This window comes from Glutamicibacter sp. NPDC087673, assembly GCF_044743255.1.
Taxonomy (GTDB): domain Bacteria; phylum Actinomycetota; class Actinomycetes; order Actinomycetales; family Micrococcaceae; genus Glutamicibacter.
In genome coordinates this window covers 12,725-39,007 of the sequence record NZ_JBIUWB010000001.1, presented here as the reverse complement: position 1 = coordinate 39,007, position 26,283 = coordinate 12,725, and the positions used below count along the sequence as shown (strand labels likewise).

Below are 26,283 nucleotides of genomic sequence, written 5' to 3'. Positions count from 1 at the left end.
AGTTCAAAGGAGAACCCCATGAAGAACATCATCCGCAAGACCGCAGCCGTCAGCGTCGGACTGGCCCTGGTGGCCGGCCTGGCCGCCTGCAACCGCGGCACCGAAGCAGAGGCCGGCTCGGCCACCTTGGCAGTGTCCACCCTGAACAACCCCTTCTTCGTCGACCTGCGTGACGGCGCCCAGGCCGAGGCCGAAGCGCAGGGCATCGACCTGTCCGTCGTCGACGCGCAGAACGACTCCGCAACCCAGGCCAACCAGCTGGCCACCGCGGCAACCAACGGCTCGGCCGGCCTGATCATCAACGCCGTGGATACCGAAACTGCTGAAGCCGGCCTGAACCCGGTGGCCGAGGCCGGCCTGCCGATCGTTGCGGTTGACCGTGCGGTGGGCGAGACCAAGATCGCTTCCTTCGTGGCTTCGGATAACGTTGCCGGCGGCGAGCAGGCTGCCAAGGCGCTGGGCGAGGCGCTGGGCGGCAAGGGCAAGATCATCGTGCTGGAAGGTGTTCCAGGCGCCTCGGCAACCAACGAGCGCGGCGAAGGCTTCGATAAGGGCCTGGCCGAGTTCAAGGACATCGAGGTCGTCTCCTCGCAGACCGCCAACTTCGACCGAGCCGAAGCACTGGACGTGGTCACCAACCTGATGCAGGCCAACCCGGATGCCGCTGGCGTGCTGGCGATGAACGACGAAATGGCCCTGGGCGCCATCCAGGCACTGGGCGACAAGGCCGGCAAGGACGTGTTGGTAGTCGGCTTCGACGGCACCGACGACGGCTTCAAGGCAGTCCAGGATGGCACCCTGGTTGCCACCATCGCCCAGAACCCGGCCGAGCTGGGCAAGCAGTCGGTGCAGATCCTGGCCAAGGCCATCAAGGGCGAAGAAGTCGAAGCCAACGTGCAGGTCGCCGTTGACACGGTGGATGAGAAGAACGTCGCCGACTACGCAGGCGAGTAATCTGCCCTTAGCGGCAATCAAGCAGTGCACCGGCGCCCATCGGCCGCCGGGTGGAGAGAACCAGAGGACATAGCATGCAGCAGGACATCCAGGTCACCATTGTGGGCTCTAGCAACGTGGACATCACTGCGCTGATGGCCCGCCTTCCCGGCCCGGGCGAAACCGTGCTGGCAGATTCCTACCAGCTCTCGCCCGGCGGCAAGGGCGCCAACCAGGCGCTGGCCGCCGCGCTGGCCGGTGCCGCCACGGAATTCATCGGCGCCGTCGGCAACGACTCGCACGCCGAAATCGCGCTGGGCCAGCTCGAGGAAGCCGGCGTGAAGCTCGATCGCGTGGCCCGCGCCAGCGAGCCGACCGGCGTAGCCATCATCCAGGTGGACCGTGGCGCAGAGAACTCCATTGCCGTGGTCTCCGGGGCCAACTCGACCGTCTCCGGCGAGGCTGTGCAGGGCGCCGGGGGCATCGAGGGCATCCTGGTGCTGCAGGGCGAGATTCCTGCCTCGGGCATCAAGGCCGCCATGGATGCTGCCACACAGCGCATCGTGCTCAACCTGGCGCCGGTGATCGAACTGGACCGCGAGTACCTGCTCAAGGCCAACCCGCTGGTGGTCAACGAGCATGAGGCCGAAGCCGTGCTCCAGCAGCTGAACCCGCACCCGGCTCGCCAGTTCGACGGCAAGTACGAGCGCCTGGCCGGGATGCTGGTCGACCAGGGCATCGCCAGCGTGGTCATCACCCTCGGCGCCAATGGCTGCCTGGTTGCCGACCGTTTCCCAGGGGAGAACGGCGGGGTCCAGGTTCGCGCGCTGCCCGCCGTGAAGGTCAAGGCCGTGGACACCACCGGTGCCGGCGACGCATTCACCGGTGCGGTGGCTGCCCGCCTGGCCAAGGGCGATGACCTGGCGCAGGCCGCAGAATTCGCCGGCAAGTTCGCCGCGCTGACGGTGCAGGCGCACGGCGCCCAGGCTTCCTACCCGCGTTCCCTGCAGAACCTCTGAGACCCCTTTTCGAGCAAGACCTGAGGAAGCCGCTGTGCTGAAATCCGAAATTCTCAACGCCCCGCTGCTGGCCGCCCTGGCCAAGTGCGGGCATACCGACACCGTGGTGATAGCGGACTGCGGCCTGCCGCTGCCCGAAGGCCCACTGGTCATCGATCTGGCCTTGGTGCAGGGGCTGCCCAGCTTCGATCAGGTGCTCGAGGTCCTGGCCCGGAACCTGGTGATCGAGAACAGCACCCTGGCGGCCGAAGCCGAGAACGGCCCGGTCCAGGAACTGTGCCTGGCCAAGGGCTTGGACCCGGACTTCATCTCCCACGAAGAGCTGAAAGCCCAACTGCCCCAGGCCAAGGTCATCGTGCGCACGGGGGAAGCTACCCCCTACGCCAACGCGATCCTGCACTGCGGGGTAGCATTCTAGGGAACGGATGCCGCAGCTGTTTCGCGGCAGCGCGCTACCCGAGGAGAGACGCAAGGAGACCGGCAATGAAGAAGATGTTCTATGCAGCTTTTGCCCTCATGGTGCTGGGGGCGGCCGTCCTGATTCTCACCGTGCCGGCGTTGTCCAGCGACCCGGGCCAAGCGCCCCAGAGCATTGCGGTGATCGCGGGAACCGTGTTCATGGCCGCAGCTTCCGTCGTTGTCCTGCTGAAGAAGGCTGCGACGCAAGAATCCTGAGAAACTTCCTGCAGCCATCGGCGCCAATGACCTTGGGCTAGCCGACTGCCTAGAATGGGGGTCATGACGCAAAGGAACCTGGCCGCAGAGAACAGCGAGCCCTTCTCCCGCATCGCGCCGGAAGCCGGGCTCCTGCTCGGCGCGGGCCGCGCCATCTTGCTTCAACTGGCCCACCCGCAGATTGGCCGGGCCATTGCCGAGCACTCTGATTTCGCCGCCAACCCGCTCAGCCGGCTGATTCATACCCTCGGCTATATCTATGCATTGAGCAATGGCACAGCAGAACAGCAGCGCAAGATCATCGCCCATGTGGACGCGGCGCACCAGCCCATTCGCGCAACGCGTGACGAGGGCAGGCCCGCGTATTCTGCGCTGGATCCCAGGCTGCAGTTGTGGGTGGCGGCCACGCTCTATGATTCGGCCCGCGTAATTGCCGGCCAGATCCTGGATGAAAACAAGGCCGACCAGGAAGAGCTCTACCTGCAGTACGCGCGGCTCGGTGAGGCCTTGCAGATGCCGGTCGACTACTGGCCGCAGGACCTCGGCGGCTTCGAGCAGTACTTTGCGCAGAATCAAGCGGAGCTGGAAGTCACCGACCGGACCAGGGCGCTGGCCCGCGAACTTTTCGAAGCACGCAATGCCCCATGGTGGGTCCGGATCGGCATGCCGCTGATGCGCGACGTGACCATCGCCCAGCTTCCGGCCCCGGTGCGCGAGGGCTTCGGTTATCGCCTTACCGGGAAAGCCGCGAGCCGCAACGCCCGCGTCATCGCCGTCGCCAGGGCCGCCACGCGGCTGCTGCCGCGAGCCCTCAGGCATGCGCCGATGCGGCTGATATTGCGCCGCGTCGACAAGTTGGCCTAGCCGGCCCGAAGCCTAGTGCCCCGAGCCGTTCTCTGGTCCAACCCGGATCAGGATTCGCGGCAGCGCCACCAGCAGGAACAAGGCCACCAGGATCAGCGGCCCTCCGATCCAGGCCCCGATTTGCCAGCCGAAGAGCACCTGCAGCACAAACCAGACGCAACCCGAGACCAGCAGGCCCACGCCGATGCCCACGATCTTCACGATGGCGTGCCCCAAGCTGACCGTCTGCTCCTTGAGCCGCTGCCCGAAGAGATACCGGTGCACGGCCACGGGGGTGATCAGCAGCAGAATCAGCACTGTGGCCGCCACCAGCAAGATGATGTAGACCACCTCGTCGGTTCGGCTGAGCATCTCGAACCTCGCCTGGAAGGGCAGGACCACCAGGAAAGCAGCCAGGATCTGCACACCAGTTTGCATCACCCGCATTTCCTGCAGCAGCTCGTTCCACTGCCGGTGTGGTGCGCCATCGCTGGTATCGGGGTGGGAACGCTTGATCATCACTGTTCTCCTCGGCCTCAATCCGCCAGCTGGTTGAACCCCGCCGGCTCAAACGACTATGCCAAGCAATGCCGGTGCAGGCAAGAGCCTGCCGGCCCGCCGGGCCAAACTGTAGGTCGCGGCCGGTACATTCGGGAGCCCAGCAGAATTCGACGATGGAGGAGCAGATGGAACCTGATGGCGCCGCCGGGAGCAGCATTGATGTGTGGTCGATGCCCAGCCAGGGCCTGGCCTGGTGCGATTGCGGCAAAGGCCATGAACTCACGGAGGATATCGTGCTCCAGGCTATGGCGGCAGCCGGACTTGGACCCGGCCGGCCGCTGGCCCATGGACAGCTGGCCGAGCTGATTGCAGATCTCTGGCACTACTCACAGGTCTGCCGGTTCTTCCACCTGGCCGTGGAGCAGGCGGCGATGCGTATCCACGGGAAGGTCGATGAAATCTACCCGTGGGAACACAGTACCGATATCGTCGGATACTTCTCGAAGACCTGGCAAGGCTGCCCCGACGCGGCCTGCCAATCCGAAGGGTGAGCGCGCGAGGTGCGAATTGAGTTCGCCCCGTGCAGGCGCATAGTGTGGGAAAGATGAAGAGCTTTGCATCCTTCCGGGCACCTGCCGACCATGACGGCTTCATCCATGTGCGGGGTGCCAACGAGAACAACCTGGACAATGTCGAAGTGCGCATTCCGCGCGATTCCATTGTCGCCTTCACCGGGGTCTCCGGTTCCGGGAAATCTTCCCTGGCCTTCGGAACCATCTTCGCTGAATCCCAGCGCCGATTCCTGGAATCGGTGGCTCCCTACGCGCGGCGGCTGATCGCCCAGGGGCACACTCCCAAGGTGGAATTCATCTCCGGGCTGCCACCGGCCGTGGCCCTGCAGCAACGGCGTGGTGCTGCCAGTTCCCGTTCCACCGTCGGGACCCTGACTACGCTCTCCAACTCCGTGCGCATGCTGTTCTCCCGCGCTGGAACCTACCCCCAGGGTGCGGCGAGGCTGGATTCGGATGCCTTTTCCACCAACACCGCGGCCGGCGCCTGCGCGCAATGCCACGGTGCGGGAACGGTGCATTCGGTCAGCGAGGAATCGCTGGTCCCGGATTCCTCCCTGAGCATCAGGGACGGCGCGATTGCGGCTTGGCCCGGCGCCTGGCAGGGCAAGAACCTGCGGGACATCACCACGCACCTGGGCTACGACATCGACGTTCCGTTCCAGCAGCTGCCCGCGGAAACACGGAAGTGGCTGCTGTTCACCGAAGACCAGCCAGTCGTGGAAGTCACCCCGGAACGGGATCGCGTGGCCAAACCGTACAAGGGCCGGTTCTGGAGTGCCGAACGCTACGTCCGGCACACGGTTGCGACCTCGAAGAGCGAGAACCTGCGGTCCAAGGCGCTGGCTTTCATGCATTCGCAGGATTGCCCGGCGTGCTCGGGGACGGGATTGCGCCCCGATGCGCTCCAGGTCACATTCGACGGCCTGGATATCGCGGAATTCAACGGCAAGCCGCTCAGCTCCCTGGCCGAGCTCTTGCGCCCCTTCGCGGCTGATGCCCAGGCTGAGGCGCAGGCTGAAGTCGCGAGCATCATCAGCGCCGACCTGCTGGGCCGAATCCAGGTGCTGGTCGAGCTCGGGCTGGGATACCTGAGCCTGGACCGCGCCACCCCGACGCTGTCGCCGGGGGAAATGCAGCGCCTGCGCATCGCCACCCAGCTGCGCGCGGGACTGTTCGGCGTCATCTACGTGCTCGATGAGCCATCGGCCGGACTGCACCCGGCCGATGTGCAGCCGCTGATCGAGGTGCTCGATGCACTCAAGGCCGAAGGCAACTCGGTGTTCGTGGTGGAGCACAACATGGATGTGGTCAGCCGTGCGCAATGGATTGTCGATGTCGGCCCGGGCGCGGGCAGCAACGGCGGGCAGGTGCTCTACAGCGGAGAAGTTTCCGGGCTGTCCGGAATTGAGGGATCCGTGACCCGGCGCTTCCTCGATCCCGGGCCTGCACCGCGCCGCGAGCCGCGCGAAGCCCAAGGATGGGTGCAGCTGCGCGGGGTGAACCTGCACAACCTGGACGACGTGGACGCCGCGTTCCCGCTGGGGGTCGTCTGTTCGGTCACCGGCGTGTCGGGATCGGGCAAGTCCAGCCTGGTCTGCGGTGCCCTGGCCCAGGCTGCGGGCGGCCCGGTGCTTGCCGGGCCGGAGGATCCGGAGGCGGCGGCGGACCGCGCGGTGACCGCCGAGGTCACCGGCGCAGATCAGCTAAGCCGCGTAGTGCTGATGGACCAGAAGCCCATCGGGCGCACACCCAGATCCAATGTCGCAACCTACACGGGCTTGTTCGATGCGGTCCGCAAGGCTTTCTCCGAGCTGCCGCTGTCCAGGCAACGCGGCTACAGTGCCGGACGCTTCTCCTTCAACGTTGCCGGCGGGCGGTGCGAGAACTGCCAGGGCGAAGGCTACCTGGAAATCGAGCTGCTCTTCTTGCCAGGGACCTACGGGCCATGTCCCGAATGCCGCGGAACCCGGTACAACCAGCAGACCCTGGACGTCGAATACCAGGGCAAGAACATTGCCCAGATCCTGGAACTGGACGTCAGCCAAGCCGAAGAATTCCTCTCCGGAATCCCTTCCGCGGCACGGGCCCTGGCGACCCTGCGCGAAGTCGGACTGGGGTATCTGCAGCTGGGCCAGCCAGCTACCGAAATGTCCGGCGGCGAAGCCCAGCGCATCAAGCTGGCCACCGAACTCCAGCGCCAGCGCCGCGGGCACACGCTCTATCTTCTCGATGAGCCCACCACCGGACTGCACCCTGCCGACGTGCAGCTGCTGGTATCGCAGCTGCAGCAGCTGGTCGACCAGGACAACACCGTCATCGTGGTGGAACACCAGATGGATGTGGTTGCCGCAAGCGACTGGGTGATCGATTTGGGGCCGGTCGGCGGGGATGGCGGCGGGCGCATCGTTGCCGAGGGGACCCCAACGGCGGTGGCGCAAGACAAGGCCAGCAGAACCGCGCAATACCTTGCGCGCCGGCTGGCCTTGTGAAGCTGGACTACTTGCTGTTCAGCAGTGCGTGCGGCGGGGTCTGCACCCCGTCGGCCACCGCTTCGGCAGGATCATCGCCGAGGTGGATGATCTTGTTATCGGCATCCACATGCACCACGCTCGGCACATAGCCACGAGCCTCGGCGTCTTCCATCTGCGCATAGCTGATCAGGATGACCAGGTCCCCGGGGTGCACCAGATGCGCTGCCGCACCATTGATGCCGATGACCCCGCTGCCCGGCTCGCCGGCGATGGTGTAGGTTTCCAGGCGGGCGCCGTTGGTGATGTCTACGATGCTGACCAGTTCGCCGGGCAGGATATCCGAGGCTTCGAGCAGCTCGGAGTCAACGGTGACCGAGCCTACGTAGTGCAGGTCTGCCTGGGTGACAGTTGCCCGGTGGATCTTGGACTTGAACATGGTGCGTTGCATTAGACGATTCTTTCACGCGAGGTAAGTGGTTTCCCGGTATCCAAGCTTACGCCTCTTGCGCGCAGATGCCCGGGCATTGTCCGGCACCCCACACAGTTGGCCGCGAACGGCTACTTTGGCAGATGGGTTTCCAGCACGCGATGCACTTCACCGGAGGCCAGCAACTGGCAAGCAGCTTCCAGCTCGGCAGAGAGGAAACGGTCCTCGCCCGGACCTGCGACCTTGGTGCGCAGCAGCTCCAATACGGCGCCGGTAGCCGGGCCAGGCTGCAATGGCTGGCGCAGATCCAGGGCTCGGCCGGCAATCAGCATTTCAATTGCCAGGATGCGGCGCAGGTTGGCGACCGAGGTGCGCAATTTGCGCGCCGCGTGCCAACCCAGGGAAACGTGGTCTTCCTGCATCGCTGATGATGGGATGGAATCCACGCTGGCCGGTACGGCCAGACGCTTGTTCTCCGCGACCAGTCCGGCCTGCGTGTACTGGGCGATCATCATGCCCGAATCCACGCCCGGGTCATCGGCAAGGAACGCTGGCAGATCGCGGGAACGAGCCGGGTCGAGCATGCGATCGGTCCGGCGCTCTGCAATGGATCCCAGGTCAGCTACGGCAATGGCCAAGAAGTCCAAGACGTACGCCACGGGAGCACCGTGGAAGTTGCCGTTGGAAGTGACTTCACCCGATGGCAGCACGACAGGGTTATCGATGGCTGCCGCCAATTCGCGGGTGGCGACCAGGCGGGCATGGGCGATGGTGTCGCGCACTGCGCCGGTAACCTGCGGGGAGCAGCGCAGCGAGTAGGCATCCTGCACGCGGCCGTCGCCTTCGCGGTGCGAAGCGACAATGGGGGAGCCCAAAAGGAAGCTGAACATGTTCGCAGCACTGCGGCCCTGGCCCGGATGCGGGCGCAGCGGTTCGTGCAGTTCAGCACGGAAGACCTGGTCGGTGCCCAGCTGGGCTTCGACGCTCATGGCCGCGGTGGCATCGGCAATGTCTGCGAGCTCTTCCAGGTCTGCCAGTGCCATCAGCAACTGGCCGAGCATGCCGTCGGTGCCGTTGACCAGCGCCAGGCCTTCCTTCTCCGCCAGTTCGACAGGTTCCAGTCCTGCTTCAGCAAAGAGCTCCGGCACTGGGCGCTTCACGCCTTCGCGGTCAGTGGCCTCGCCTTCGCCCATCAAGACCAGTGCGCAGTGGGAGAGCGGAGCAAGGTCTCCTGAGCAACCCAGCGAACCGTACTCACGCACCACCGGGGTGATGCCGGCATTAAGCAGTCCAACCATGGTTTCCAGCACTACCGGGCGCACGCCGGTGCGGCCCGAGGCCAGGGTCTTGGCGCGCAGGAACATCAGCGCGCGCACCACTTCGCGCTCAACTGGGTCGCCCATGCCGGCTGCATGCGAGCGGATCAGCGAACGCTGCAGTTTAGCGCGGTCCTCGGGAGCGATGTGGCGCGTTGCCAGGGCGCCGAACCCGGTGGAAATGCCATAGACCGGGGTGTCGGCTGAAGCCAGGGCATCAATGTGTGCGCGGACTGCTGCCAGTTCTTCAAGAACCTGAGGCGCGAGGCTAATCTGCGCGTTGTGCCGGGCTACCGCAATCACGTCATCGGCGGTGGCGCCAGCTAGGTCCAGGGTTACGTGCGGGGAAGTAGCCATGATTTTCAATCCGTTCTCTACGCTGCAATGAGGTCTCTAATCTCCATTGTTCGGCAGAACGAGTTTGCGCGGCACTGATATTCGAGTCATCTGTCCGAAATGCCAGACAGTGCCTTGGAGGGAGAAAAGAACGGACTTCCAATTGGCATGCCAATTGGAAGTCCGTTCGAAGGGTTCCAGTTTCAGAAGGTGATGCCTTCGAAGGCTTCCTCGCCAAATTTGTTGGACGAGCCGTTGTCCGTGACCTTGGCGTTCTCGTTAAGGGATGCGGCCGAATTGCCGATGCCGCTAAAGGTTACGTGCTTGATGTTCTTGACCGCTGCGATATTACCGCTGCCGTCCAGCTCAAGATTCTTGATGTGCGGAGCGACGATCATGTTTCCGGAACCAGAGATGGTGACGTTCTGGCAATCGCCGATGAGCTTCAGCATTTGACCCATTTCAGAGATATCCATGCCGCCCGTGCACCTGATTTCGGTCGCTTGCGCATCGAGGAAATCATAGACGGACTGGAAGGTGCTGTCCGCAGGTGCCTTCGGAACATTGGGAGTACCAGTAGAAGCGCCTTCTGGGGCTTTGGAGCTTGGGGTGACGCTGCCTTCGATAGGCCCGGCGTTCTCCGGTGCCATGCTTTCTTCTGCTGGTGCGCTTGTCTCTTCGCTGGAGGGTTGGATGCTCACGCAACCTGCCAGTGCGACTGCAAGGATTCCAACCGCCAGCGGCCCAGCGAAGCGTTTGGTAATTTTCGAGAACATAACCATCCTGTCAATCGAACCGGCCAGCGCATTTGGACACGCGGTATAGATACATTCTGCGTTGAATGACGATAAATGACCAACGCGAACGGCTCAGGAACGAATGACTTCTCGTGCCCGGGAGCACGCAACCATGCAATTTACTGACGATTCCATGCGGGGACAAAAGCAATCGCTTCACCTCATGCCCAGTGCAAGCAGTGAAGCGACTACTAGTGCCCAGGGGGAGAAGGGGCACGATTTGAGCCGGCAGGCGAACCTACCGGGCTATTTGGTTCCTAGAATCCTTCATTCCGCTCTTCGGAACCAAACTGGCTTTCATCGTTTCCATACGATTGGCCATCGGACTGCTGTCCGGCCTGGCTTTCGCCGCCAAACGATTCCTCACCGGATTCGTTGCTATCGCCGTAGGATTGCTGCTCCGACTGCTGGCCTTCACCGCCGCCGTAGGACTACTGGCTTTCGCCACCGCCGTAGGACTGCTGGCTTTCGCCACCGCCGTAGGACTGCTGTTCCGACTGCTGTCCGGACTGGCTGTCATTGCCGTAGGACTGCTGGCTCTCGCCGCCGCCGTAGGACTGCTGTTCTGACTGCTGGCTTTCGAATCCGCCATTGTCATTTGATCCGAAATCTGAATTGGACTGGCTTTCGAAGCCTTCAGATTCGTTGTTGTCGAAGTTCCCGAACTGCTCGTTTGCATCCTGCTCAGACATGCTGTCCTCCGTGGGTCGGTGGTTCCTGACTTGCCCTACGATATGCGTAGAAAAAACCCGGTTCAAGGATTTCGGGGAAGCTCAGAGCCGCTGGAAACCCGCAGTTAAGCCACTACCCATGGTGTTCGGAGACTTCGGCCAATATTCACTACTGCGTGCTAAAGGAATCGCCATTCCCGGTAACCCGAGGGACAAGGAGGATTTTCCGCAGCTGCCATGGCGGCTTCTGGAATTGCTCAACAGGCGCGAAGAGAAAGCTGAACGTTCTCCGAAAGAATTGTCCATCCGGTCGGAATCCGCCCGGTAAATCGATAGTGTCCAGACTGGGACACCGAGAAAGGTCTTGCCCCAAGCGTCCATGACAACGTAAGGAGAAGCATTGGCTAATTCGAAGAAGACTCCAGCAAAGAAAACTGATCGCGAAAACGCAGAAAACGGGTTCGTGGCTCCCGAAGTGCTGCGCGAGTCCTTGCAGACCGTGCTGATCCAGCTGCTGGACCTGCAATTGGTAGGCAAGCAAATCCACTGGAACGTCGTTGGTCCCAACTTCCGCGACCTGCACCAGAACCTCGACGAAATCGTTGACATCGCGCGCCGCGGCTCGGATGAAATCGCCGAGCGGATGCGAGCTTTGCATGCCACTCCGGACGGGCTGGCAGCAACGGTCACGAAGTACACGAAGCTGGAACAACCCGTGAATACCGAAATCCTGACCACCAATGCCGTGGACATGGTAGTCAAGGCACTGCAGACCACTGTGGGAGTCATGCGAGAGGTCCATGACCCGGTGGATGAAGCGGATCCGACCACCGCCGATATCCTGCACCAGTACATTGCGGATCTGGAGCAGCAAGCCTGGTTTATCAGCGCGGAAACCCGCAAGCCGTAAACCGGGCCGCGCGGTCCTGGAATTGAATAAATAGCCTGAGGCACCACAAACAGTGGTGCCTCAGGCTATGTGCGCGTCCTACTTCTCCTGTGCGGCCATCGGGATGCGCACGCCGCGCTCAGCGGCAACTTCGGCGGCGCGTTCGTATCCGGCATCGACGTGGCGGATGACGCCCATGCCCGGGTCATTGGTCAGCAGTGCCTCCAGCTTCGCGGCGGCCATTTCGCTGCCGTCAGCCAAGGAGACCTGGCCGGCGTGGATGGAACGGCCCATGCCCACGCCACCGCCATGGTGGATCGAAACCCAGGTGGCACCCGAACTGGTTGCGGTCAAGGCGTTCAGCAGCGGCCAGTCGGCCACGGCATCGGTGCCATCCTTCATGGCCTCGGTCTCGCGGTACGGCGAAGCTACCGAACCCGAATCCAGATGGTCGCGGCCGATCACGATAGGTGCAGAGACCTTGCCTTCGGCGACCAGCTGGTTGAACAGCAAGCCGGCCTTGTGGCGCTCGCCGTAGCCCAGCCAGCAGATGCGCGCCGGCAGGCCCTCGAACTCCACGTGCTTCTGTGCGGCATCCAGCCAGCGATGCAGGTGCTGGTTTTCCGGGAACAGGTCCTTCAGCGCCTGGTCGGTGACCTTGATGTCCTCGGGATCCCCGGACAGCGCTACCCAGCGGAACGGGCCCAGGCCTTCGCAGAACAGCGGACGGATGTAGGCCGGGACGAAGCCCGGGAATTCGAAGGCGCGGGTGAAACCGCCCTTGCGTGCCTCGTCGCGGATCGAGTTGCCGTAGTCGAAGACCTCCGCGCCGGCGTCCTGGAATCCCACCATCGCCTCGACCTGCGCGGCCATGGCGGCCTGGGCTTTCTTGGTGAAGCCGGCCGGATCGGCTTCGGCTTCGGCGTGCCATTGGTCCATGGTGTATTCCACCGGCAGGTAGCTGAGCGGATCGTGGGCACTGGTCTGGTCGGTGACGATGTCGAAGGAGAATTCTCCAGCTTCGTGGCGCTTGAGCAGCGCCGGGAAGACCTCGGCGGCGTTGCCGACGTAGCCCACCGACAGCGGGCGGCCTTCGGACTTGGCTGCCAGGACTTTGCCCAGCGCCTTGTCCAGATCCAGCTCGACCTCATCGAGGTAGCGCTTGGAGGCACGGCGGCGCAGTCGGGTTTCATCCACGTCAACGATCAGCACGGCACCGCCGTTGAGGGTCACGGCCAGCGGCTGGGCGCCGCCCATGCCGCCGCAGCCACCGGTCAAGGTCAGGGTTCCGGCCAGCGAGCCCTTGAAGCGCTTCTCGGCGATCGCGGCGAAGGTTTCGTAGGTGCCCTGCAAGATGCCCTGGGTGCCGATGTAGATCCACGAACCGGCGGTCATCTGGCCGTACATCATCAGGCCTTCGGCTTCGAGCTTGCGGAAGTGCTCCCAATTGGCCCAGTCGCCAACGAGGTTGGAGTTGGCAATCAGCACCCGTGGTGCCCACTTGTTGGTCTTGAAGACGCCGACCGGCTTGCCGGACTGCACCAGCAGCGTCTCGTTCTCTTCCAGGTCCTTGAGCGTCTGGACGATCGCATCGAATGCCTCCCATGAGCGGGCTGCCTTGCCGGTGCCGCCGTAGACCACGAGATCCTCGGGGCGTTCGGCAACTTCCGGATCCAAGTTGTTCATCAGCATGCGCAATGGGGCTTCGGAGGCCCAGGACTTGGCGGTCAGTTCGGTACCGCGCGGGGCGCGGACAACACGTGGTTCGTGGCTCATGGCAATTCCTTACGATGTAACGTAGCTAACTGATTCCATCATTGGCTATCGGCCATGGCTTGGGTACCGGGGAATAGGCAGAGCTGTCCGGTATTTCAGAATCGGAGGAATTTCCGGTTGCCTCCAGCTCCTAGGTGGCGGGGATCAGCGCCAGCGCGCTGCGTTCGATGGCCTCCGGGCTCAGGGCCTGGCTGATGGCGATCATGCTGGCTCCGCGCAGGGCTCCAACTTCCCAGCTGCGCGAGGTGCGGATCTGCAGGTGCTGGGTGGACAGCGGCGCTCCGCGCTGGTAGACCACCTCGCGGATGCCTGCCAGCAGGTGCTCTCCGGCGGCGGAGATCCGTCCGCCGACCACGATCAGCGACGGGTTCAGCAAGCTCACGCTGGCAGCCAATACCTCGCCCAAATCGCGGCCGGCTTGGCGCACTGCATGGATCGCTTGGATGTTCCCCGAGTTCACCAGGGCGACCACATCGGTGTTGCTGTGCGCTTCGATGCCCTGCGCCCGCAATGCGGTGGCAATTTTGGGTCCGGCGGCTACGGCTTCCAGGCAGCCTTCATTGCCGCAATGGCAGTAGATGCCATCGCCGCGGCGGATGCGCACGTGCCCGATATCGCCGGCTGTACCCTGCGCTCCGCGTTGCAGCAGTCCTCCGGAAATGATGCCCGAGCCGATGCCGGTGGCCAGCTTGACGAAAATGAAGTCCTCGCTGCCGGTCTCCAGCTGGTCCTTCTCGCCAATGGCCATGAGGTTGACGTCATTGTCCACGACTACCAAGGCGTCCAGCTGCTGCTGGAACCAAGCGGGGATGTCGAAGTCGTCCCATCCGGGCATGATGGGCGGATTGGCGGGACGGCCGGTCTCGAAATTCACCGGCCCTGGCACTCCCATGCCTATGGCAATGACATCGTCACGGGTGCGGCCCAGCGAATCGAGCAAGCCATCGGCCAGATCCATCGCGGTCTGCAAGATCGCCACCGGGCCGTCGGCGAAGGAAATGGGAGCCTGGGATTGCACCAGGGGAGTGGGGGCCAGGTCGGTCAGCGCAACGCGCAGGTGGCTGGCTCCCAGATCGACGGCCAGCACCAGGCGGGCATCGGGGAGCAGGGCAAGCCGCTGGGGAGGGCGGCCTCCGGTGGACGCGCCATCCGCGATGGTGCCAACCAGGCCCAGCTGGATGAGCACGTCGAGGCGCTCTTGCAGGGTGGAGCGAGCCATGCCGGTCAGGGCGGCAAGGTCCGTGCGGCTGTGCGCGGCACCGTCCATGAACAGTTGCAAGACGTCGCCTGCCCCACTGGCGCCGCGGGCGAATTGCATGCTTTGGGGGCTCGAAGGATTGGCCATGAACCCAGTAAAACACAGCAATGGACGCGAAGCCGAAACACTTTATGGGAATGTCGACATACTTCTATTGACTATCGACAAAAGTAAAACTAGTCTCAAGGTGTGATGCAAGTCATGAGCATCTGGATCGCACCCACCACTTCTTTCAGGAGACGCCTTTGCCTGCCCACGACCTATCAATCCAGCTGTACACGCTGCGCGAGCACATCGCAGAGAACCTGGCCGCGACGCTCGAACGCGTAGCTGGCATCGGCTACACGCAAGTCGAGCCGTACAACTTCGTGGCCCGCGCTGACGAGTATGCCCAGGCGCTGGCCGAGAACGAACTCAGCGCGCCAACGGCGCACGCACCGCTGCTCTCCTCGGACTACGACGAGGTCTTCGCCGCGGCCGGCAAACTCGGCATCAGCACCGTCATCGATCCGTTCATCCCGGCGGAGCAGTGGCAGGATGCCGAGTCCATCGGTGCCATCGCGCAGAAGCTCAACGCCGCCTCCCGGCGCGGGGCCGAATACGGCATCAGGGTCGGCTACCACAACCACGACTGGGAGATCTCCAGCAAGATCAATTCCAAGACGGCCCTGGAATACCTGGCTAGCCTGCTGGACCCGGAAGTCGTCCTGGAAGTGGACACCTACTGGGTTGCCGTGGGCGGCGCCGATGTGCTCCAGCTGCTTGAAGCGCTGGCTCCCCGCGTCGTGGCCCTGCACATCAAGGACGGGCCGAAGTCCAAGAACCACAAGGAACAGGTGCCGGTGGGCAGCGGATCCATGCCGATCGACCAGATCGTCGACGCCACCAGCGGCATGCTGCATGTGGTGGAACTCGATGACTTCGCAGGCGATATCTTCCAGGCCGTGTCCGAAAGCCGCGCCTACCTCGTAGCAGAAAAGAACTAGGGACTATGGAATTTCAGAATCAGCCCATGGGCGTGGGCATTGTCGGAGCCGGCACCATCAGCGACCAGTACCTGGAGAACCTCACCGCATTCCCGGACCTCGCCGTGCGGTTCATCGCCGACCTGGATACCGAGCGCGCAGCAAGCCAAGCGCGCAAATGGTCCGTGGAAGCCTCGGGAACCTACGCTGAATTGCTGGCCCGCGAAGACATCCAGATCGTCGTGAACCTGACGATCCCGGCAGTTCATGTCGAGGTAGCCCTGCAGGCGGTGGCCGCCGGCAAGCACGTCTGGGGCGAGAAGCCCTACGCGCTGGACCGCGAATCCGGACGGCAGCTGGTCGAAGCCGCCAAGGCAGCAGGAGTCCGCGTCGCCGTGGCCCCGGATACCATCCTGGGTGCGGGCCTGCAGACCGGCCTGCGGCAGATTGAAGCAGGCGCCATCGGCACCCCGCTTTCGGGCCTGGCCATCTTCCAGGGCCCCGGCCCGGAATCCTGGCACCACAGCCCGGAATTCCTCTTCGCCCACGGCGCGGGACCGCTCTTCGACCTCGGGCCCTACTACCTGACCACCCTGGTGCGGGTCTTCGGCCCGGTAGCCAAGGTTGCCGCCCTGGGTTCGCAGGCCCGCGCGCAGCGGGTCATCGGTGCAGGCCCCAAGGCCGGAACCAGCTTCCCGGTCGAGGTCCCAACCCACGTCGGAGCGCTGCTCTCCTTCGAGTCCGGGGCCAGTGCGCAGTGCATCTTCAGCTTCGACTCCAAGCTCAAGCGTGCAGGGTTCGTGGAGATCTCCGGAACGGAAGGCACCGCGCAGTTGCCGGATCCGAACGAATTCACCGGAGACACCATCCTGCACCTGGAGGACCAGGAGCCGAGCGTTGTCACCGCCGAAGGTTCCACCTACGGGCGCGGCACCGGCGTTGCCGAACTCGCCCAAGCCATCCGCGAGGGACGCAAGGAACGCGTGCCCGGCGAACTGGCGTTCCACGTCCTGGACATCATGGTCTGCGCCGCGGAAGCAATGGAATCGGGAGCATTCATCGACGTGGCCTCGACGGTCGAGCCCATCGCGCTGCTGGACCCAGCCTGGGATCCTTCGGCTCCCGGCATCCTTGCCTGAAGCACCACCCCTTGACAGCATCACCCGCACCTGAAAAGGAATAAACATGTCTGCACCACATTTCAAGAGCAAGCTGGGGCGCTTCACGGCGATTACCTCCATCGCAGCGTTGTCGCTCAGCGGCCTGGCCGCCTGTTCCGGCTCGGCTTCCGGCTCCGGCTCGGAAGAAGCCGGCGGGACCATCACCTACTGGGCTTCGAACCAGGGCAGCTCGGTCACCCAGGACGAGGAGATCCTGGGCGAATCCATCAAGCGGTTCACCGAGGAAACCGGCATCGAGGTCGAGCTGGAAGTCGTCCCCTGGGCCGACCTGTACAACCGCATCCTCACCGCCGTCTCCAGCGGCGAAGGGCCGGACGTGCTGAACATCGGCAACACCTGGGCCACCACCTTGCAGGCCAGCGGCGCCTTCGTCCCCTTTGAAGGCGAGGCGCTGGAGGCCATAGGCGGAGCCGAGAAGTTCGTGCCGGCAGCCCTGGCCACCGGCGGCGCCGAGGGCCAGGCCCCAACCTCGCTGCCGTTGTATTCCATGGCCTACGGCCTGTACTACAACACCAAGATGTTCGAGGAAGCCGGCATCAAGCAGGCTCCGAAGACCTGGGATGAATTCTTGGCCACCGCCAAGAAGCTGACCAAGGATACCGACGACGACGGCAAGGTCGACCAGTACGGCTTCACCTTGGCCGGACAGCGTACCGCCAATAATGCCCACTCCGCATTCATCCTGGGCATGCAGAACGGCGGCGAGCTGTACACCACGGACGGCAAGCCGGACTTCACCAATGATGGCGTCGTCAGCGGCGTCAACGACTGGATCCAGCTGATGGGCGAGGACGGCGTGGTCTCCAAGTCCAACGCCGAGATCAATGACGGTTCGGTGCTGCCAGGGGAAATCATGGACGGCAACGCCGCCATGTTCTTCGACCAGGCCCCGGGCAAGTCCTTCAATGCCGCTGACTTCGAGGACTACGCCATGGCGCCCATCCCGCTGAAGAACGCCGATGCCACCGGGCTGGAAGCCACCCAGTCGCTGGTTGCCGGCATCAACGTGAGCGTCTTCGAGAACTCGGATAACAAGGATGCCGCCCTTGAATTCGTGAACCACCTGCTCAGCGTCGATGAGCAGAAGAAGCTGAACGCCAAGTACACCTCGCTGCCATCGGTCACCGAAGCTTTCGACGACCCGGCCTTCGACACCCCCGAGCAGCAGGCCAAGAAGGAGATCCTGGCCAATAACGCTGCCCCGATGCCGCTGTTCCCCACCGAAGGGCAGATGGAATCCCTCGTAGGCGAGGCCATCGCCAAGCAATTCGCCAGGATTGCCCAGGGCGAAAAAATCACCGAGGCCGATGTCCGCAAGGCATTGGAAGACGCGCAGAAGCAGATGCCGGCTAGCTAGCGGCCCGACACGTTGCACTGGCCGCGGGAGCGGACCTCCTTGCGCCCCCGCGGCCAGTTGCAGCACCCAAATTCGTTTTCATGAAAGGAGACCGAATGTCGGCGCCAGCCCAGACACCGCCTCGAATCAGCGAACCGCTCAAGCCCCGCGACGCTTCAAGGGCGATCAAGCGCAGTTCAATCAAGCGCGACCGGTTTTTCCCCTATGCGCTCTCAGCGCCCGCAGCATTCCTGGAACTGCTGATCCACATCATCCCGATGCTGCTCGGCGTATGGATCGCCTTCCTCTCGCTGACCCAGTTCTCCATTGCCAACTGGGTCAAGGCCCCGTTCGTGGGACTGCAGAACTTCAACACCGCGCTGGACCCCAACGGTCCGATCGGTTCCCAATTCTTCGACGCCCTCGGGCGCACCTTCCTGTTCACCTTCCTGGTAGTGGCAATCGCCTGGAGCCTTGGCATCTTCGCCGCGGTCTTGCTGGCATCCAAATTCCGCAGCAACGGATTCTTCCGCACCCTGTTCCTGGTGCCCTACGCACTGCCAAGCTACGTCACCACCATCGCCTGGGCGTTCATGTTCAACCAGCGCGATGGCATGGTCAACCGCTTCCTGGTCGAAGACCTCGGGATCCTGGAGGAAGGGCCGTTCTGGCTATTGGGCGGGAATTCCTTCTTTGTCATGGTGGTTGTCGCCGTCTGGCAATTCTGGCCTTTCGCTTTCCTGATGCTGCTGGCCGCCCTGCAATCCATCCCGAACGAAGTCTATGAAGCCGCTTCCCTGGATGGAGCCAGCCTGTGGAAGCAGTTCACCAGGATCACCCTGCCAATGATCAAGCACGCCAACGTGGTGCTGCTTTTGATGCTGGGACTGTGGGTGTTCAACCAGTTCGACATCCCCTACCTGCTCTTCGGCCCGGTGTCCCCGGAAGAAGCAACCCTGATTTCCCCGTTGATCTACCAGCAGTCCTTCAACAACTGGAACTTCGGCGTGGGTGGCGCCTTGAGCGTCGTCCTGCTGATTGCCCTGCTGATCGTCTCAGCGTTCTACATCCGACTTGTCATGCCGAAGGGAAAGAGCATCGATGATTGAGACCCGCGGCTTCCGCATCCTGCGAGTTTTCGGACTAGCCTTCATCACCCTGATCATCGTGCTGCCGCTCTACGTGGTGCTCACGACCTCCATCAAGCCCCTCAAGGATGTGCGCGGCGCCTTCGAGTGGATTCCCTCGGAAATCACGCTGGCCCCGTACCTGGATATCTGGACCACGGTGCCGCTGGGCAAGTACTTCGCCAACTCGTTGATCGTGACCATCAGCGCCACCATCCTCTCGGTTTCCATCGCGATCCTGGCCGCCTATGCGCTCTCGCGCTTCGACTTCCGCGGGGCACGGTCCTTCCGGCTGATCGTGCTCTCCACCCAGATGTTCCCCGGCATCCTGTTCCTGCTGCCGCTCTTCTTGATCTTCACCCAGCTGGAGCGTGCCGTGGGACTGCAGCTGAACGGAACCTACCTGGGGCTGATCGTCACCTACATGACGTTCTCCCTGCCATTCTCCATCTGGATGCTCACCGGCTTCTTTGCCGCCATGCCCAAGGAACTGGAAGAGGCGGCCATGGTCGATGGACTTGGCCGGCTCGGCGCACTGCTCAAGGTGGTCTTGCCGGTAGCACGCCCGGGGATCATCGCGGTGTCGGTCTACTGTTTCATCACTTCCTGGAGCGAAGTGCTCTTCGCCAGTGTGCTCACCAATTCGGACACCAGGACGCTGTCCATCGGCTTGCAGGCCTACGCTTCGCAGACCGATGTGTACTGGAACCAGATGATGGCCGCCTCGGTGGTGGTATCGATTCCGGTGCTGGTCGGTTTCCTCTTCGCGCAACGGCACCTGGTCGCAGGCTTGTCCTCCGGCGCGGTCAAGTAAGAAAAGACAAGGAATTACATGTCCCAGTTGAACAGCCAGCAGGCTGCACCGGCCATGCAGGAACTGAAGGTCGGCGTCATCGGCGGCGGCTTCATGGCCCGGACCCACGCCGATGCGATCCGCCGGGCAGGCGCCCAGCTCATCGGGGTGCGGTCCAACGGCGAGCAATCCACCCGCCAAGCGTCAGCCGCCCTGGGCGTGCCCGGTTTCGGCAGCGTCGAAGCGCTGCTCGCCCAATGCGACGCCGTGCATGTCACCTCGCCCAATGCGTTGCATGCCGAGCAGGCAGCCTCCGCACTGGCAGCTGGCCTGTCCGTTGTTTGCGAGAAGCCGCTGGCGACCAGCGCCCGGGAAGCCGGCGAGCTGGCCTTGCTGGCATCGCGTTCCCGGGCCGTGGCTTCGGTGCCGTTCGTCTACCGCTACCACCCCATGGTGCGGCAGGCCCGGGCCCACGTGCAGGAAGGGAAACTTGGCCGGCTGCTGACCGTGCGTGGCCAGTACCTGCAAGACTGGATGCATACGATCAGCGACAGCAACTGGCGGGTAGAACCAGCCAAAGGCGGGCCTTCGCGGGCCTTCGCGGACATCGGTTCGCATCTGGTGGATCTGCTGGAATTCATTGCGGGAGAGCGGATCGTTCGGCTGAACGCGACCACCTCCATTGCCCATAAGCAGCGGGGCGCCGTGGACGTCGATACCGAGGATGCTGCCGCCTTGATTGTGCAGATGGCTTCGGGAGCCATCGGCACGCTGATGGTGTCACAGGTCAACGCAGGCCGGAAGAACGCCTTGACCATCGAGATGTCCGGAGACCGGTCGGCGTTGGAATTCAAGCAGGAAAAGCCGGAAGAACTGTGGATCGGCAAACCCGACATGTCCTCGATCCTGTCCCGCCAGGCCGCTGATCTCAGTCCCGACGCCGCACGCTTGTCGGTGGTACCCGCAGGACACCCGATGGGCTACCTTGATGCTTTCGCCGCTTTCGTGGCCGACACCTACGCGGCGATCCGTGGCGAAGCACCCGATGGGCTTCCAACTTTTGCCGATGGCGCCCGCGCCTGCCGTTTGACCGATGCCGTTCTGGAATCGGCTGATTCCGGGGACTGGATCGACACCGATGACTAGAGGAGAAACCACCATGAACGCGACGCATCCAGTGACGCTTTTCACCGGCCAGTGGGCTGATATGCCCTTCGAAGAAGTCGCCCGGCTGGCTTCCGAATGGGGTTATGACGGATTGGAAATCGCAGCCAGCGGTGACCACCTGGACCTCAAGCGTGCCGACGAGGATCCGGCCTACCTCCAGTCGCGGCTGGAAATCCTGGACAAGTACGGGCTGAAAGCCTGGGCGATCTCCAACCACCTGGGCGGCCAAGCAGTCTGCGATGATCCCATCGACTTCCGCCACCAGGCCATCCTGCGCGACTATGTCTGGGGCGATGGAGATGGGGAAGGCGTCCGCCGGCGGGCCGCCGAGGACATGAAGCGCTCGGCCCGCGTCGCCCGCAAGCTCGGTGCCGATGTAGTGGTTGGCTTTACCGGCTCGAAGATCTGGCAGTACGTCGCCATGTTCCCGCCGGTTCCGGGCGAGGTCATCGATGCAGGCTACGAGGACTTCGCGGATCGCTGGAATCCGATCATGGACGAATTCGATGAGCAGGGAGTGAAGTTCGCCCTGGAGGTGCACCCATCCGAGATCGCCTACGATCACTGGACTACCGTGCGCACCATGGAAGCAATCGGCCACCGCGAAGCGTTCGGGCTGAACTGGGATCCCAGCCATATGTTCTGGCAGGGCATCGACCCGGTCGCATTCATCACCGACTTCGCCGACCGCATCTACCACGTGGATTGCAAGGACACCCGGATGCATCATCCCAACGGGCGCAATGGCATCCTGGGTTCCCATCTCCCATGGGGCGATCCCCGCCGGCGCTGGGACTTCGTCTCCACCGGCCACGGCGACATCAACTGGGAAGATGCCTTCCGCGCACTGGAGTTCCACGGGTACAAGGGCCCCATCTCCATTGAATGGGAAGACGCGGGAATGGACCGCTTGCACGGTGCGAAGGAAGCTGTGGGCTACATCCGCAGCCTCCTGTTCAAGCGCCCCGAAGCGTCCTTCGACGCGGCATTCTCGAACCAGTAGCACCTGGCTAGGAAGGACGCTTGCCCTGCACCCGCGAGGTAATCACCGAAGCGGTGGCGCGGATCTGCAGCAGGAGAGTCTCCCACTGCTCTTCGGGGACACGATCGGCCAGGAAGGTGACAGCAACGGCGGCCACCGGCCAATCGCTGGAATCCCGGATTTCTACCGCGAGCGAGTGGAAATCCGGGGTGACATCCCCGCGCTCTACGGCATAGCCGCGCTGCGTGCTCTGGTCCAGCTCGCGGCGCAACTGCGAGTAGCTGGAGATCGATGACTCGGCCACTCGCTCCGTGAAGCTGGCAGCACCGGGGTAGAGCGCACGCACCTGGGATTTGGGCAGCGCGGCGAGAATTGCCCTGCCGGATGCGGTCAGGTGCGAAGGCAGGCGAACACCCACGTCGGTGACCAAGGATGGCCGGCCCTTGGCGCGTTCTTCGACAATGTAGAGAACATCGGAACCATGCAGCACGGCCAGGTGGGCGCTTTCCCCGACCTTGTCGACCAGCTGGGCAATCAGCGGGGCACCCAGCCGTGCCAGCGGTTCCTGGCGGGTATAGGCGCTGGAAAGCTCAAAAGCGGAGACACCCAGACCATAGGATTTGTCCTCTGGATAGTGGGTGATGAATCCGTGCTCCAGCATCACGTTCAGCAGCTGGTAGACACTGGATCGAGGAAGCTCCAGCAACGTGGCGATCATTGCCGCCGGAGTCGGGGTCTTCCTGCTGGCCAGCAACCTGAGGATCCGCAAGGTGTTATCGGCCGCTGGAACCTTGCTGCCCATGGGGCCTCCTCAATGAATCGTGCATAGTGCTCTGCAAGGAACTCTAGCAACCTGGTCAGCGGTTTCCTTCGATAGTCCAGGCTGCTGGGCTGGCTGCCGGCGGATAATGCTAGTCACCCACAACGAATGAAATAAATAGTCGCTGGGATCAGCGCCATTCCAGGCGGAGATCCCAGCGACTATCGGCCAGAAATGAAAGGTCTAGCGCGTCGTGGAACTGAGGAAATGATTCAGCTCGTCAAGGGTTGGAGGATTCGCCCCGGCGCGCGACACGGTGATTCCCGCGCACACCGAAGCGATCTGCATGACCTTCTCCAGCTCGACGCTGTCCAGCTGCGTGCCATCGCGAAGGGACTTGGCCAGCGAGCTGTCCAAGATGGCGTGGAGCAGCCCGGCCATGAACGCATCACCGGCGCCGACCGTATCTACGGTACGCACCGAAATCGAGGGAACCATGACCTCGCTTTGCCTGGTCCGGGCCTCGGCTCCGCGTGCGCCGAAGGTGATGATCGCTAGCGATGCCCCGCGCTCCAAGAAGTGCTCCAGGATGCGATTGGTGTCCCATCCCGGATAGAGCCACAGGGCGTCTTCGTCACTGAGCTTGACGATATCCGCCAGCCCGGCCAGCTTCTCGATCTGCTTGACCGATTCTGCCCGGTCCTCGACCAGCTCCGGACGCAGGTTCGGATCGAAGCTCAGGATCTGGCCCGGTGGGGAAGCCTCGAAAGCCTCATGGATTCGAGCGGCACTCGGACCCTGGAATGCTGCAACGGATCCTGAATGGAACAAGGTGGCTTGGGTCGAAGCCATGCTCTGCAATTTGCAGTTCAGCTGGAACTCGTAGTTGGCATCTCCGGACTCGTCCAGCACGACGGTGGCGCTGGAAGTCTGCGCATCGGTGTGTGATCCGGCTGCGAGCTGAACGCCTGAGGCCGCCACATGTTCGGCGATCAGCCGACCATGCTCGTCATCGCCGATGTCCGTCTGGAGCAGGACTTCGTGGCCCAATCGGCCCAGTCCAACAGCAACATTCATCGGGGAACCGCCGGGATGCGCCACACCATCGACGATATCGACTAGGGCTTCACCGGCAACCTGAATATTAACCATGACATCGATCCTACGTAACCCGGAGGGAAAAAGCCCATCGGGGAGATCATACGTTCAGCCTGTACCCACGTTTGATGACCGTGGCGATGATTTCCGGTTGCGGCAACGCCTTGCGCAGCCGGCTCAATGTCATATCCAAGGCATGCTTGGAACTGGCTTCCGGAAGTGCGGCCCCCAGCTCGTCGCGGGAGAGGACGCTGCCGCCCGCCTCGATCAGCGCGCGCACCAATTCGGCCTGCCCGGGAGTCAATTCGCAGTTTTCGTCCTGGACTGAGAGGGTGCGACCGCGCAGCTGCACCTGGCCGTGGACTGTTTGCGCCTGCAACGTGCCCAGCGAGGCTAGATGCTCCACGAGCTGGCCGATCATCGCACCCATGCGATGGCGCTCGGGAACCAGCGGGCAGATGCCCGCCTCGATCAGCGGGGCAGCAGTCACCGGTCCAACGGTGGCCACTGCGACGCGCTCGGCCAGTGAGCGCAGCAGTGCGGGCAAGCGATTGCGCGCCTTGGCAGCGGCGAACAGCGCGTGCACGCTTGGCGCGCTGGTGAAGGTCACCGCGTCGAAGTGGGCGGCGCACAGGCCCTCCACCAAAGCAGAAATCCCGCTATCGCTGCTGGTGTCCTGCCAGCGGTAGGGCTCCACCTTCAGCACCCGGCGAGCGCCCAGCTCGCGCAGGCTCTGGGGCATTCCATGGTCGGAATCGGCATGAAGCTGCAAGGCGACGGTGGCGCCCTGGAGCTTGCCCTCCAGCAGTTCCAGCATGGAGGCGCTGCGCCCGTCCTTGGCCACGGCGGCCGGTTCCAGGCCCAGCGCCTTGACGGCGCCATGGGCTTTGGCCCCGCGGACGTAGAGCTGCGCCTGCCCGAGCGCTGCCAGCAGCTCGTCGCCAATGCCGGCAGCCTCGGAGGTATCAACCCAGCGGCGCAGTCCGTAGGCGGTTGTAATGACGGCTACCTGCGGACGGACCTCAATCAGCTTTTGCGTTTGCGCGATCAGTTGCTGCTCATCGTCCAGCGGGGCGAGCTGGAGCAGCGGAGTATGGGTCACCTCGGCGCCGCGGCGTTCGAAGGCCTCGATGAGTTCTGCGGAACGGCGGTCGCTGGTGACGGCCAGCCGGAAGCCGGCCAAGGGTTTGGGGCTGCTCATCAGGCCACTTCCAATTGCGCTGCCAGCGTGGCCGGCTCTTCTTGCGCTGCCGCGTTCACCAGGGTGGCCGGCAGCCCAGCGACTTCACCTATGACAATGACTGCAGGGTTGGAATGGCCGCGGGCTGTTTCGGCGAGACGGGCTAGCCGGGTGCAGCTGGTGCGCTGGATGTCGGTGGTGCCGGATTCGACGATGGCGCATGGCATTTGCGGGTCCATGCCGACCCGGTGCAACCCGGCGACGGTCTGCTCGATGGTGCCCATGCCCATCAGGATCACGATGCTTCCGCCCAGCTTGGCCAGATGGTCAAGCTGCGCATCGCTGAGTGGGTCGTGGGCCGATACCACGGTGAACATGGTGTTCACCCCGCGGGCGGTGACCGGGATGCCGGCTGCTGCCGGCACGGTGATGCACGAGCTCAGTCCCGGGATGACGCTGATCGGGATGCCCGCAGCGGTAGCGGCCGCGATTTCTTCGAAGCCGCGGCCGAAGACGAAGGGATTTCCGCCCTTGAGCCGGACTACGGCAGCGCCACCGCGGGCCGCTTCGATCATCAGGGCTTCGATATCCCGTTGGGTGAGCTTGTGGTGTCCGGGAAGCTTGCCGACGTCCACGATTTGAGCTTGCGGTGCGAGAGCGGGCAGGTGCGCTGCGGGACCGAGCCTGTCGGCGAAGACGACTTCTGCTTCGGCCAGGGCCCGCACGCCGCGCAGGGTCAGCAGGTCCAATGCGCCGGGGCCGCCACCGAGCAGGGTGATGGATCCGGCCCGGGTCGCTGGTCCAAGGTGCATGACGGGAATGCGCGCGGCCTGCACCACCGAGGCGAAGCGCAGCGGTTCGGCATCGCAGATCACCAGCAGGCCGGCTTGTTCCAGCAACTGTATTGCCTGGAAGGGCCCGTCGGCGGTGAGCACCGTGGCGCCCTCCACCCGGAAGCGCAGCGCAGTATTTTTGCTCCCGGATTTACTTCCAGCGATCAGCACAGTGCATCCGCGCAGTTCGAGGTCGATGCCAATCATGGTTTCCTTGATTCTGCTCGAGTTTCTAGGGGTGACATGGGATTCTCCTTGAACTAGTGGATGCACCCAGCTTAGGCGCCCAGGTTTTCCCGGAGGTATCGCAAATGTTTCAAGCGCAATAATTCGAGTAAAGGTTAACCTTTTCGAAATGTTCGCGAGGGTAAGACGAA

27 protein-coding genes are annotated in these 26,283 nt (G+C 63.4%); 17 read left to right on the top strand and 10 right to left on the bottom strand.

The window, feature by feature from the left end:
* Nucleotides 1-18: 18 nt before the first annotated feature.
* The 5 genes from ACIOTL_RS00205 (at nt 19) to ACIOTL_RS00185 (ending at nt 3,491) form a co-directional block, all read left to right on the top strand.
* A complete protein-coding gene (locus ACIOTL_RS00205) occupies nt 19-954 on the top strand; it encodes a substrate-binding domain-containing protein (RefSeq protein ID WP_105656332.1) in 936 nt (311 codons plus the stop codon).
* Nucleotides 955-1,028: 74 nt separating this feature from the next.
* Nucleotides 1,029-1,952 carry a ribokinase gene (locus ACIOTL_RS00200; protein ID WP_388023064.1) on the top strand — a complete coding sequence of 308 codons (924 nt, stop codon included), beginning with the start codon at nt 1,029-1,031 and terminating at the stop codon, nt 1,950-1,952.
* Between the two features lie 34 nt (nt 1,953-1,986).
* Entirely contained in the window at nt 1,987-2,370 is a 384-nt protein-coding gene (rbsD, locus tag ACIOTL_RS00195; RefSeq protein ID WP_332487579.1) for a D-ribose pyranase, read from the top strand.
* 65 nt (nt 2,371-2,435) lie between these two features.
* Nucleotides 2,436-2,627 (top strand): hypothetical protein, encoded by a 192-nt coding sequence (locus ACIOTL_RS00190; RefSeq protein WP_332487581.1) that lies wholly within the window; start codon nt 2,436-2,438, stop codon nt 2,625-2,627.
* Between the two features lie 63 nt (nt 2,628-2,690).
* Nucleotides 2,691-3,491 (top strand): oxygenase MpaB family protein, encoded by an 801-nt coding sequence (locus ACIOTL_RS00185; RefSeq protein WP_400341190.1) that lies wholly within the window; start codon nt 2,691-2,693, stop codon nt 3,489-3,491.
* A 12-nt stretch (nt 3,492-3,503) separates the two neighbouring features.
* Here ACIOTL_RS00185 and ACIOTL_RS00180 read toward each other — a convergent pair whose 3' ends face one another.
* Nucleotides 3,504-3,989, bottom strand: a complete 486-nt coding sequence (locus tag ACIOTL_RS00180; protein WP_105656337.1) for a DUF6328 family protein — start codon at nt 3,987-3,989, stop codon at nt 3,504-3,506.
* A 155-nt stretch (nt 3,990-4,144) separates the two neighbouring features.
* Between ACIOTL_RS00180 and ACIOTL_RS00175 the strand changes: the two genes are divergently transcribed.
* Both ACIOTL_RS00175 and ACIOTL_RS00170 read left to right on the top strand, forming a co-directional pair.
* Entirely contained in the window at nt 4,145-4,522 is a 378-nt protein-coding gene (locus ACIOTL_RS00175; protein ID WP_400341188.1) for a hypothetical protein, read from the top strand.
* 53 nt (nt 4,523-4,575) lie between these two features.
* Entirely contained in the window at nt 4,576-7,032 is a 2,457-nt protein-coding gene (locus tag ACIOTL_RS00170) for an ABC transporter (RefSeq protein WP_400341186.1), read from the top strand.
* 7 nt (nt 7,033-7,039) lie between these two features.
* Here ACIOTL_RS00170 and panD read toward each other — a convergent pair whose 3' ends face one another.
* From panD to ACIOTL_RS00155, 3 genes are all read right to left on the bottom strand, one after another.
* Nucleotides 7,040-7,462, bottom strand: a complete 423-nt coding sequence (gene panD / locus ACIOTL_RS00165; RefSeq protein WP_105656340.1) for an aspartate 1-decarboxylase — start codon at nt 7,460-7,462, stop codon at nt 7,040-7,042.
* 110 nt (nt 7,463-7,572) lie between these two features.
* A complete protein-coding gene (gene hutH / locus ACIOTL_RS00160) occupies nt 7,573-9,114 on the bottom strand; it encodes a histidine ammonia-lyase (RefSeq protein WP_400341185.1) in 1,542 nt (513 codons plus the stop codon).
* A 182-nt stretch (nt 9,115-9,296) separates the two neighbouring features.
* On the bottom strand, nt 9,297-9,875 hold the full coding sequence (locus ACIOTL_RS00155) for a DUF3060 domain-containing protein (RefSeq protein WP_105656342.1): 579 nt from the start codon (nt 9,873-9,875) through the stop codon (nt 9,297-9,299).
* A gap of 329 nt (nt 9,876-10,204) precedes the next feature.
* On the opposite strand from ACIOTL_RS00155, the gene ACIOTL_RS00150 reads away from it, so the two are divergent.
* The 3 genes from ACIOTL_RS00150 (at nt 10,205) to ACIOTL_RS00140 (ending at nt 11,471) form a co-directional block, all read left to right on the top strand.
* Nucleotides 10,205-10,459 (top strand): hypothetical protein, encoded by a 255-nt coding sequence (locus ACIOTL_RS00150; RefSeq protein ID WP_105656343.1) that lies wholly within the window; start codon nt 10,205-10,207, stop codon nt 10,457-10,459.
* 241 nt (nt 10,460-10,700) lie between these two features.
* Entirely contained in the window at nt 10,701-10,889 is a 189-nt protein-coding gene (locus ACIOTL_RS00145; protein ID WP_400341183.1) for a hypothetical protein, read from the top strand.
* Nucleotides 10,890-10,961: 72 nt separating this feature from the next.
* Nucleotides 10,962-11,471 (top strand): Dps family protein, encoded by a 510-nt coding sequence (locus ACIOTL_RS00140; RefSeq protein ID WP_133834001.1) that lies wholly within the window; start codon nt 10,962-10,964, stop codon nt 11,469-11,471.
* Nucleotides 11,472-11,549: 78 nt separating this feature from the next.
* Here the strand turns inward: ACIOTL_RS00140 and hutU are convergent, their stop codons facing one another.
* Complete coding sequence (gene hutU, locus ACIOTL_RS00135) at nt 11,550-13,226, bottom strand: urocanate hydratase (protein ID WP_400341181.1); 1,677 nt, start codon at nt 13,224-13,226, stop codon at nt 11,550-11,552.
* A gap of 130 nt (nt 13,227-13,356) precedes the next feature.
* The gene (locus ACIOTL_RS00130; RefSeq protein WP_332487599.1) at nt 13,357-14,571 is read right to left on the bottom strand and encodes an ROK family transcriptional regulator; all 1,215 of its coding nucleotides are present in this window, start codon (nt 14,569-14,571) and stop codon (nt 13,357-13,359) included.
* A gap of 158 nt (nt 14,572-14,729) precedes the next feature.
* Here ACIOTL_RS00130 and ACIOTL_RS00125 point away from each other — a divergent pair, with 158 nt between their 5' ends.
* The 7 genes from ACIOTL_RS00125 to ACIOTL_RS00095 all read left to right on the top strand — a co-directional run bounded on the left by ACIOTL_RS00125 (nt 14,730) and on the right by ACIOTL_RS00095 (nt 22,056).
* Nucleotides 14,730-15,470: a sugar phosphate isomerase/epimerase family protein gene (locus ACIOTL_RS00125; RefSeq protein WP_388023038.1), complete on the top strand. Its 741-nt coding sequence runs from the start codon at nt 14,730-14,732 to the stop codon at nt 15,468-15,470.
* Nucleotides 15,471-15,475: 5 nt separating this feature from the next.
* Nucleotides 15,476-16,588: a Gfo/Idh/MocA family protein gene (locus ACIOTL_RS00120; RefSeq protein WP_105661941.1), complete on the top strand. Its 1,113-nt coding sequence runs from the start codon at nt 15,476-15,478 to the stop codon at nt 16,586-16,588.
* 46 nt (nt 16,589-16,634) lie between these two features.
* Nucleotides 16,635-17,987 (top strand): ABC transporter substrate-binding protein, encoded by a 1,353-nt coding sequence (locus ACIOTL_RS00115; protein WP_133833997.1) that lies wholly within the window; start codon nt 16,635-16,637, stop codon nt 17,985-17,987.
* A gap of 95 nt (nt 17,988-18,082) precedes the next feature.
* Nucleotides 18,083-19,075 (top strand): carbohydrate ABC transporter permease, encoded by a 993-nt coding sequence (locus ACIOTL_RS00110; RefSeq protein ID WP_388023033.1) that lies wholly within the window; start codon nt 18,083-18,085, stop codon nt 19,073-19,075.
* Entirely contained in the window at nt 19,068-19,907 is an 840-nt protein-coding gene (locus tag ACIOTL_RS00105; RefSeq protein ID WP_105656351.1) for a carbohydrate ABC transporter permease, read from the top strand. Before ACIOTL_RS00110 ends, ACIOTL_RS00105 begins: the two co-directional genes overlap by 8 nt.
* Before the next feature lie 18 nt (nt 19,908-19,925).
* Nucleotides 19,926-21,032, top strand: coding sequence for a Gfo/Idh/MocA family protein (locus ACIOTL_RS00100; protein ID WP_388023029.1), 1,107 nt, complete (start codon nt 19,926-19,928; stop codon nt 21,030-21,032).
* A gap of 13 nt (nt 21,033-21,045) precedes the next feature.
* Nucleotides 21,046-22,056 (top strand): sugar phosphate isomerase/epimerase family protein, encoded by a 1,011-nt coding sequence (locus ACIOTL_RS00095; RefSeq protein WP_388023026.1) that lies wholly within the window; start codon nt 21,046-21,048, stop codon nt 22,054-22,056.
* Nucleotides 22,057-22,063: 7 nt separating this feature from the next.
* On the opposite strand, the gene ACIOTL_RS00090 is transcribed toward ACIOTL_RS00095, so the two are convergent.
* The 4 genes from ACIOTL_RS00090 to cobA all read right to left on the bottom strand — a co-directional run bounded on the left by ACIOTL_RS00090 (nt 22,064) and on the right by cobA (nt 26,113).
* Nucleotides 22,064-22,837 (bottom strand): IclR family transcriptional regulator, encoded by a 774-nt coding sequence (locus tag ACIOTL_RS00090; RefSeq protein ID WP_105661938.1) that lies wholly within the window; start codon nt 22,835-22,837, stop codon nt 22,064-22,066.
* 201 nt (nt 22,838-23,038) lie between these two features.
* Nucleotides 23,039-23,947 (bottom strand): carbohydrate kinase, encoded by a 909-nt coding sequence (locus tag ACIOTL_RS00085; RefSeq protein WP_105656354.1) that lies wholly within the window; start codon nt 23,945-23,947, stop codon nt 23,039-23,041.
* A gap of 46 nt (nt 23,948-23,993) precedes the next feature.
* A complete protein-coding gene (locus ACIOTL_RS00080) occupies nt 23,994-25,094 on the bottom strand; it encodes a uroporphyrinogen-III synthase (protein ID WP_105661937.1) in 1,101 nt (366 codons plus the stop codon).
* Nucleotides 25,094-26,113, bottom strand: coding sequence for a uroporphyrinogen-III C-methyltransferase (cobA, locus tag ACIOTL_RS00075; RefSeq protein WP_400341177.1), 1,020 nt, complete (start codon nt 26,111-26,113; stop codon nt 25,094-25,096). The genes ACIOTL_RS00080 and cobA overlap by 1 nt, the downstream gene beginning before the upstream one ends.
* Between the last annotated feature and the right edge of the window lie 170 nt (nt 26,114-26,283).

Excerpts from the sequence above, each read along its gene's own strand:
- ACIOTL_RS00180 (WP_105656337.1), bottom strand. The coding sequence starts at position 3,989 with ATGATCAAGCGTTCCCACCCCGATACCAGCGATGGCGCACCACACCGG.
- ACIOTL_RS00155 (WP_105656342.1), bottom strand. The coding sequence starts at position 9,875 with ATGGTTATGTTCTCGAAAATTACCAAACGCTTCGCTGGGCCGCTGGCG.
- cobA (WP_400341177.1), bottom strand. The coding sequence starts at position 26,113 with ATGATTGGCATCGACCTCGAACTGCGCGGATGCACTGTGCTGATCGCT.
- ACIOTL_RS00175 (WP_400341188.1), top strand. The coding sequence starts at position 4,145 with ATGGAGGAGCAGATGGAACCTGATGGCGCCGCCGGGAGCAGCATTGAT.
- ACIOTL_RS00085 (WP_105656354.1), bottom strand. The coding sequence starts at position 23,947 with ATGGTTAATATTCAGGTTGCCGGTGAAGCCCTAGTCGATATCGTCGAT.
- panD (WP_105656340.1), bottom strand. The coding sequence starts at position 7,462 with ATGCAACGCACCATGTTCAAGTCCAAGATCCACCGGGCAACTGTCACC.
- ACIOTL_RS00145 (WP_400341183.1), top strand. The coding sequence starts at position 10,701 with ATGGTGTTCGGAGACTTCGGCCAATATTCACTACTGCGTGCTAAAGGA.
- ACIOTL_RS00185 (WP_400341190.1), top strand. The coding sequence starts at position 2,691 with ATGACGCAAAGGAACCTGGCCGCAGAGAACAGCGAGCCCTTCTCCCGC.
- hutH (WP_400341185.1), bottom strand. The coding sequence starts at position 9,114 with ATGGCTACTTCCCCGCACGTAACCCTGGACCTAGCTGGCGCCACCGCC.
- ACIOTL_RS00120 (WP_105661941.1), top strand. The coding sequence starts at position 15,476 with ATGGAATTTCAGAATCAGCCCATGGGCGTGGGCATTGTCGGAGCCGGC.
- ACIOTL_RS00080 (WP_105661937.1), bottom strand. The coding sequence starts at position 25,094 with ATGAGCAGCCCCAAACCCTTGGCCGGCTTCCGGCTGGCCGTCACCAGC.
- ACIOTL_RS00100 (WP_388023029.1), top strand. The coding sequence starts at position 19,926 with ATGTCCCAGTTGAACAGCCAGCAGGCTGCACCGGCCATGCAGGAACTG.
- ACIOTL_RS00170 (WP_400341186.1), top strand. The coding sequence starts at position 4,576 with ATGAAGAGCTTTGCATCCTTCCGGGCACCTGCCGACCATGACGGCTTC.
- ACIOTL_RS00130 (WP_332487599.1), bottom strand. The coding sequence starts at position 14,571 with ATGGCCAATCCTTCGAGCCCCCAAAGCATGCAATTCGCCCGCGGCGCC.
- ACIOTL_RS00205 (WP_105656332.1), top strand. The coding sequence starts at position 19 with ATGAAGAACATCATCCGCAAGACCGCAGCCGTCAGCGTCGGACTGGCC.
- hutU (WP_400341181.1), bottom strand. The coding sequence starts at position 13,226 with ATGAGCCACGAACCACGTGTTGTCCGCGCCCCGCGCGGTACCGAACTG.
- ACIOTL_RS00110 (WP_388023033.1), top strand. The coding sequence starts at position 18,083 with ATGTCGGCGCCAGCCCAGACACCGCCTCGAATCAGCGAACCGCTCAAG.
- ACIOTL_RS00190 (WP_332487581.1), top strand. The coding sequence starts at position 2,436 with ATGAAGAAGATGTTCTATGCAGCTTTTGCCCTCATGGTGCTGGGGGCG.
- ACIOTL_RS00200 (WP_388023064.1), top strand. The coding sequence starts at position 1,029 with ATGCAGCAGGACATCCAGGTCACCATTGTGGGCTCTAGCAACGTGGAC.
- ACIOTL_RS00090 (WP_105661938.1), bottom strand. The coding sequence starts at position 22,837 with ATGGGCAGCAAGGTTCCAGCGGCCGATAACACCTTGCGGATCCTCAGG.
- ACIOTL_RS00105 (WP_105656351.1), top strand. The coding sequence starts at position 19,068 with ATGATTGAGACCCGCGGCTTCCGCATCCTGCGAGTTTTCGGACTAGCC.
- ACIOTL_RS00115 (WP_133833997.1), top strand. The coding sequence starts at position 16,635 with ATGTCTGCACCACATTTCAAGAGCAAGCTGGGGCGCTTCACGGCGATT.
- ACIOTL_RS00095 (WP_388023026.1), top strand. The coding sequence starts at position 21,046 with ATGAACGCGACGCATCCAGTGACGCTTTTCACCGGCCAGTGGGCTGAT.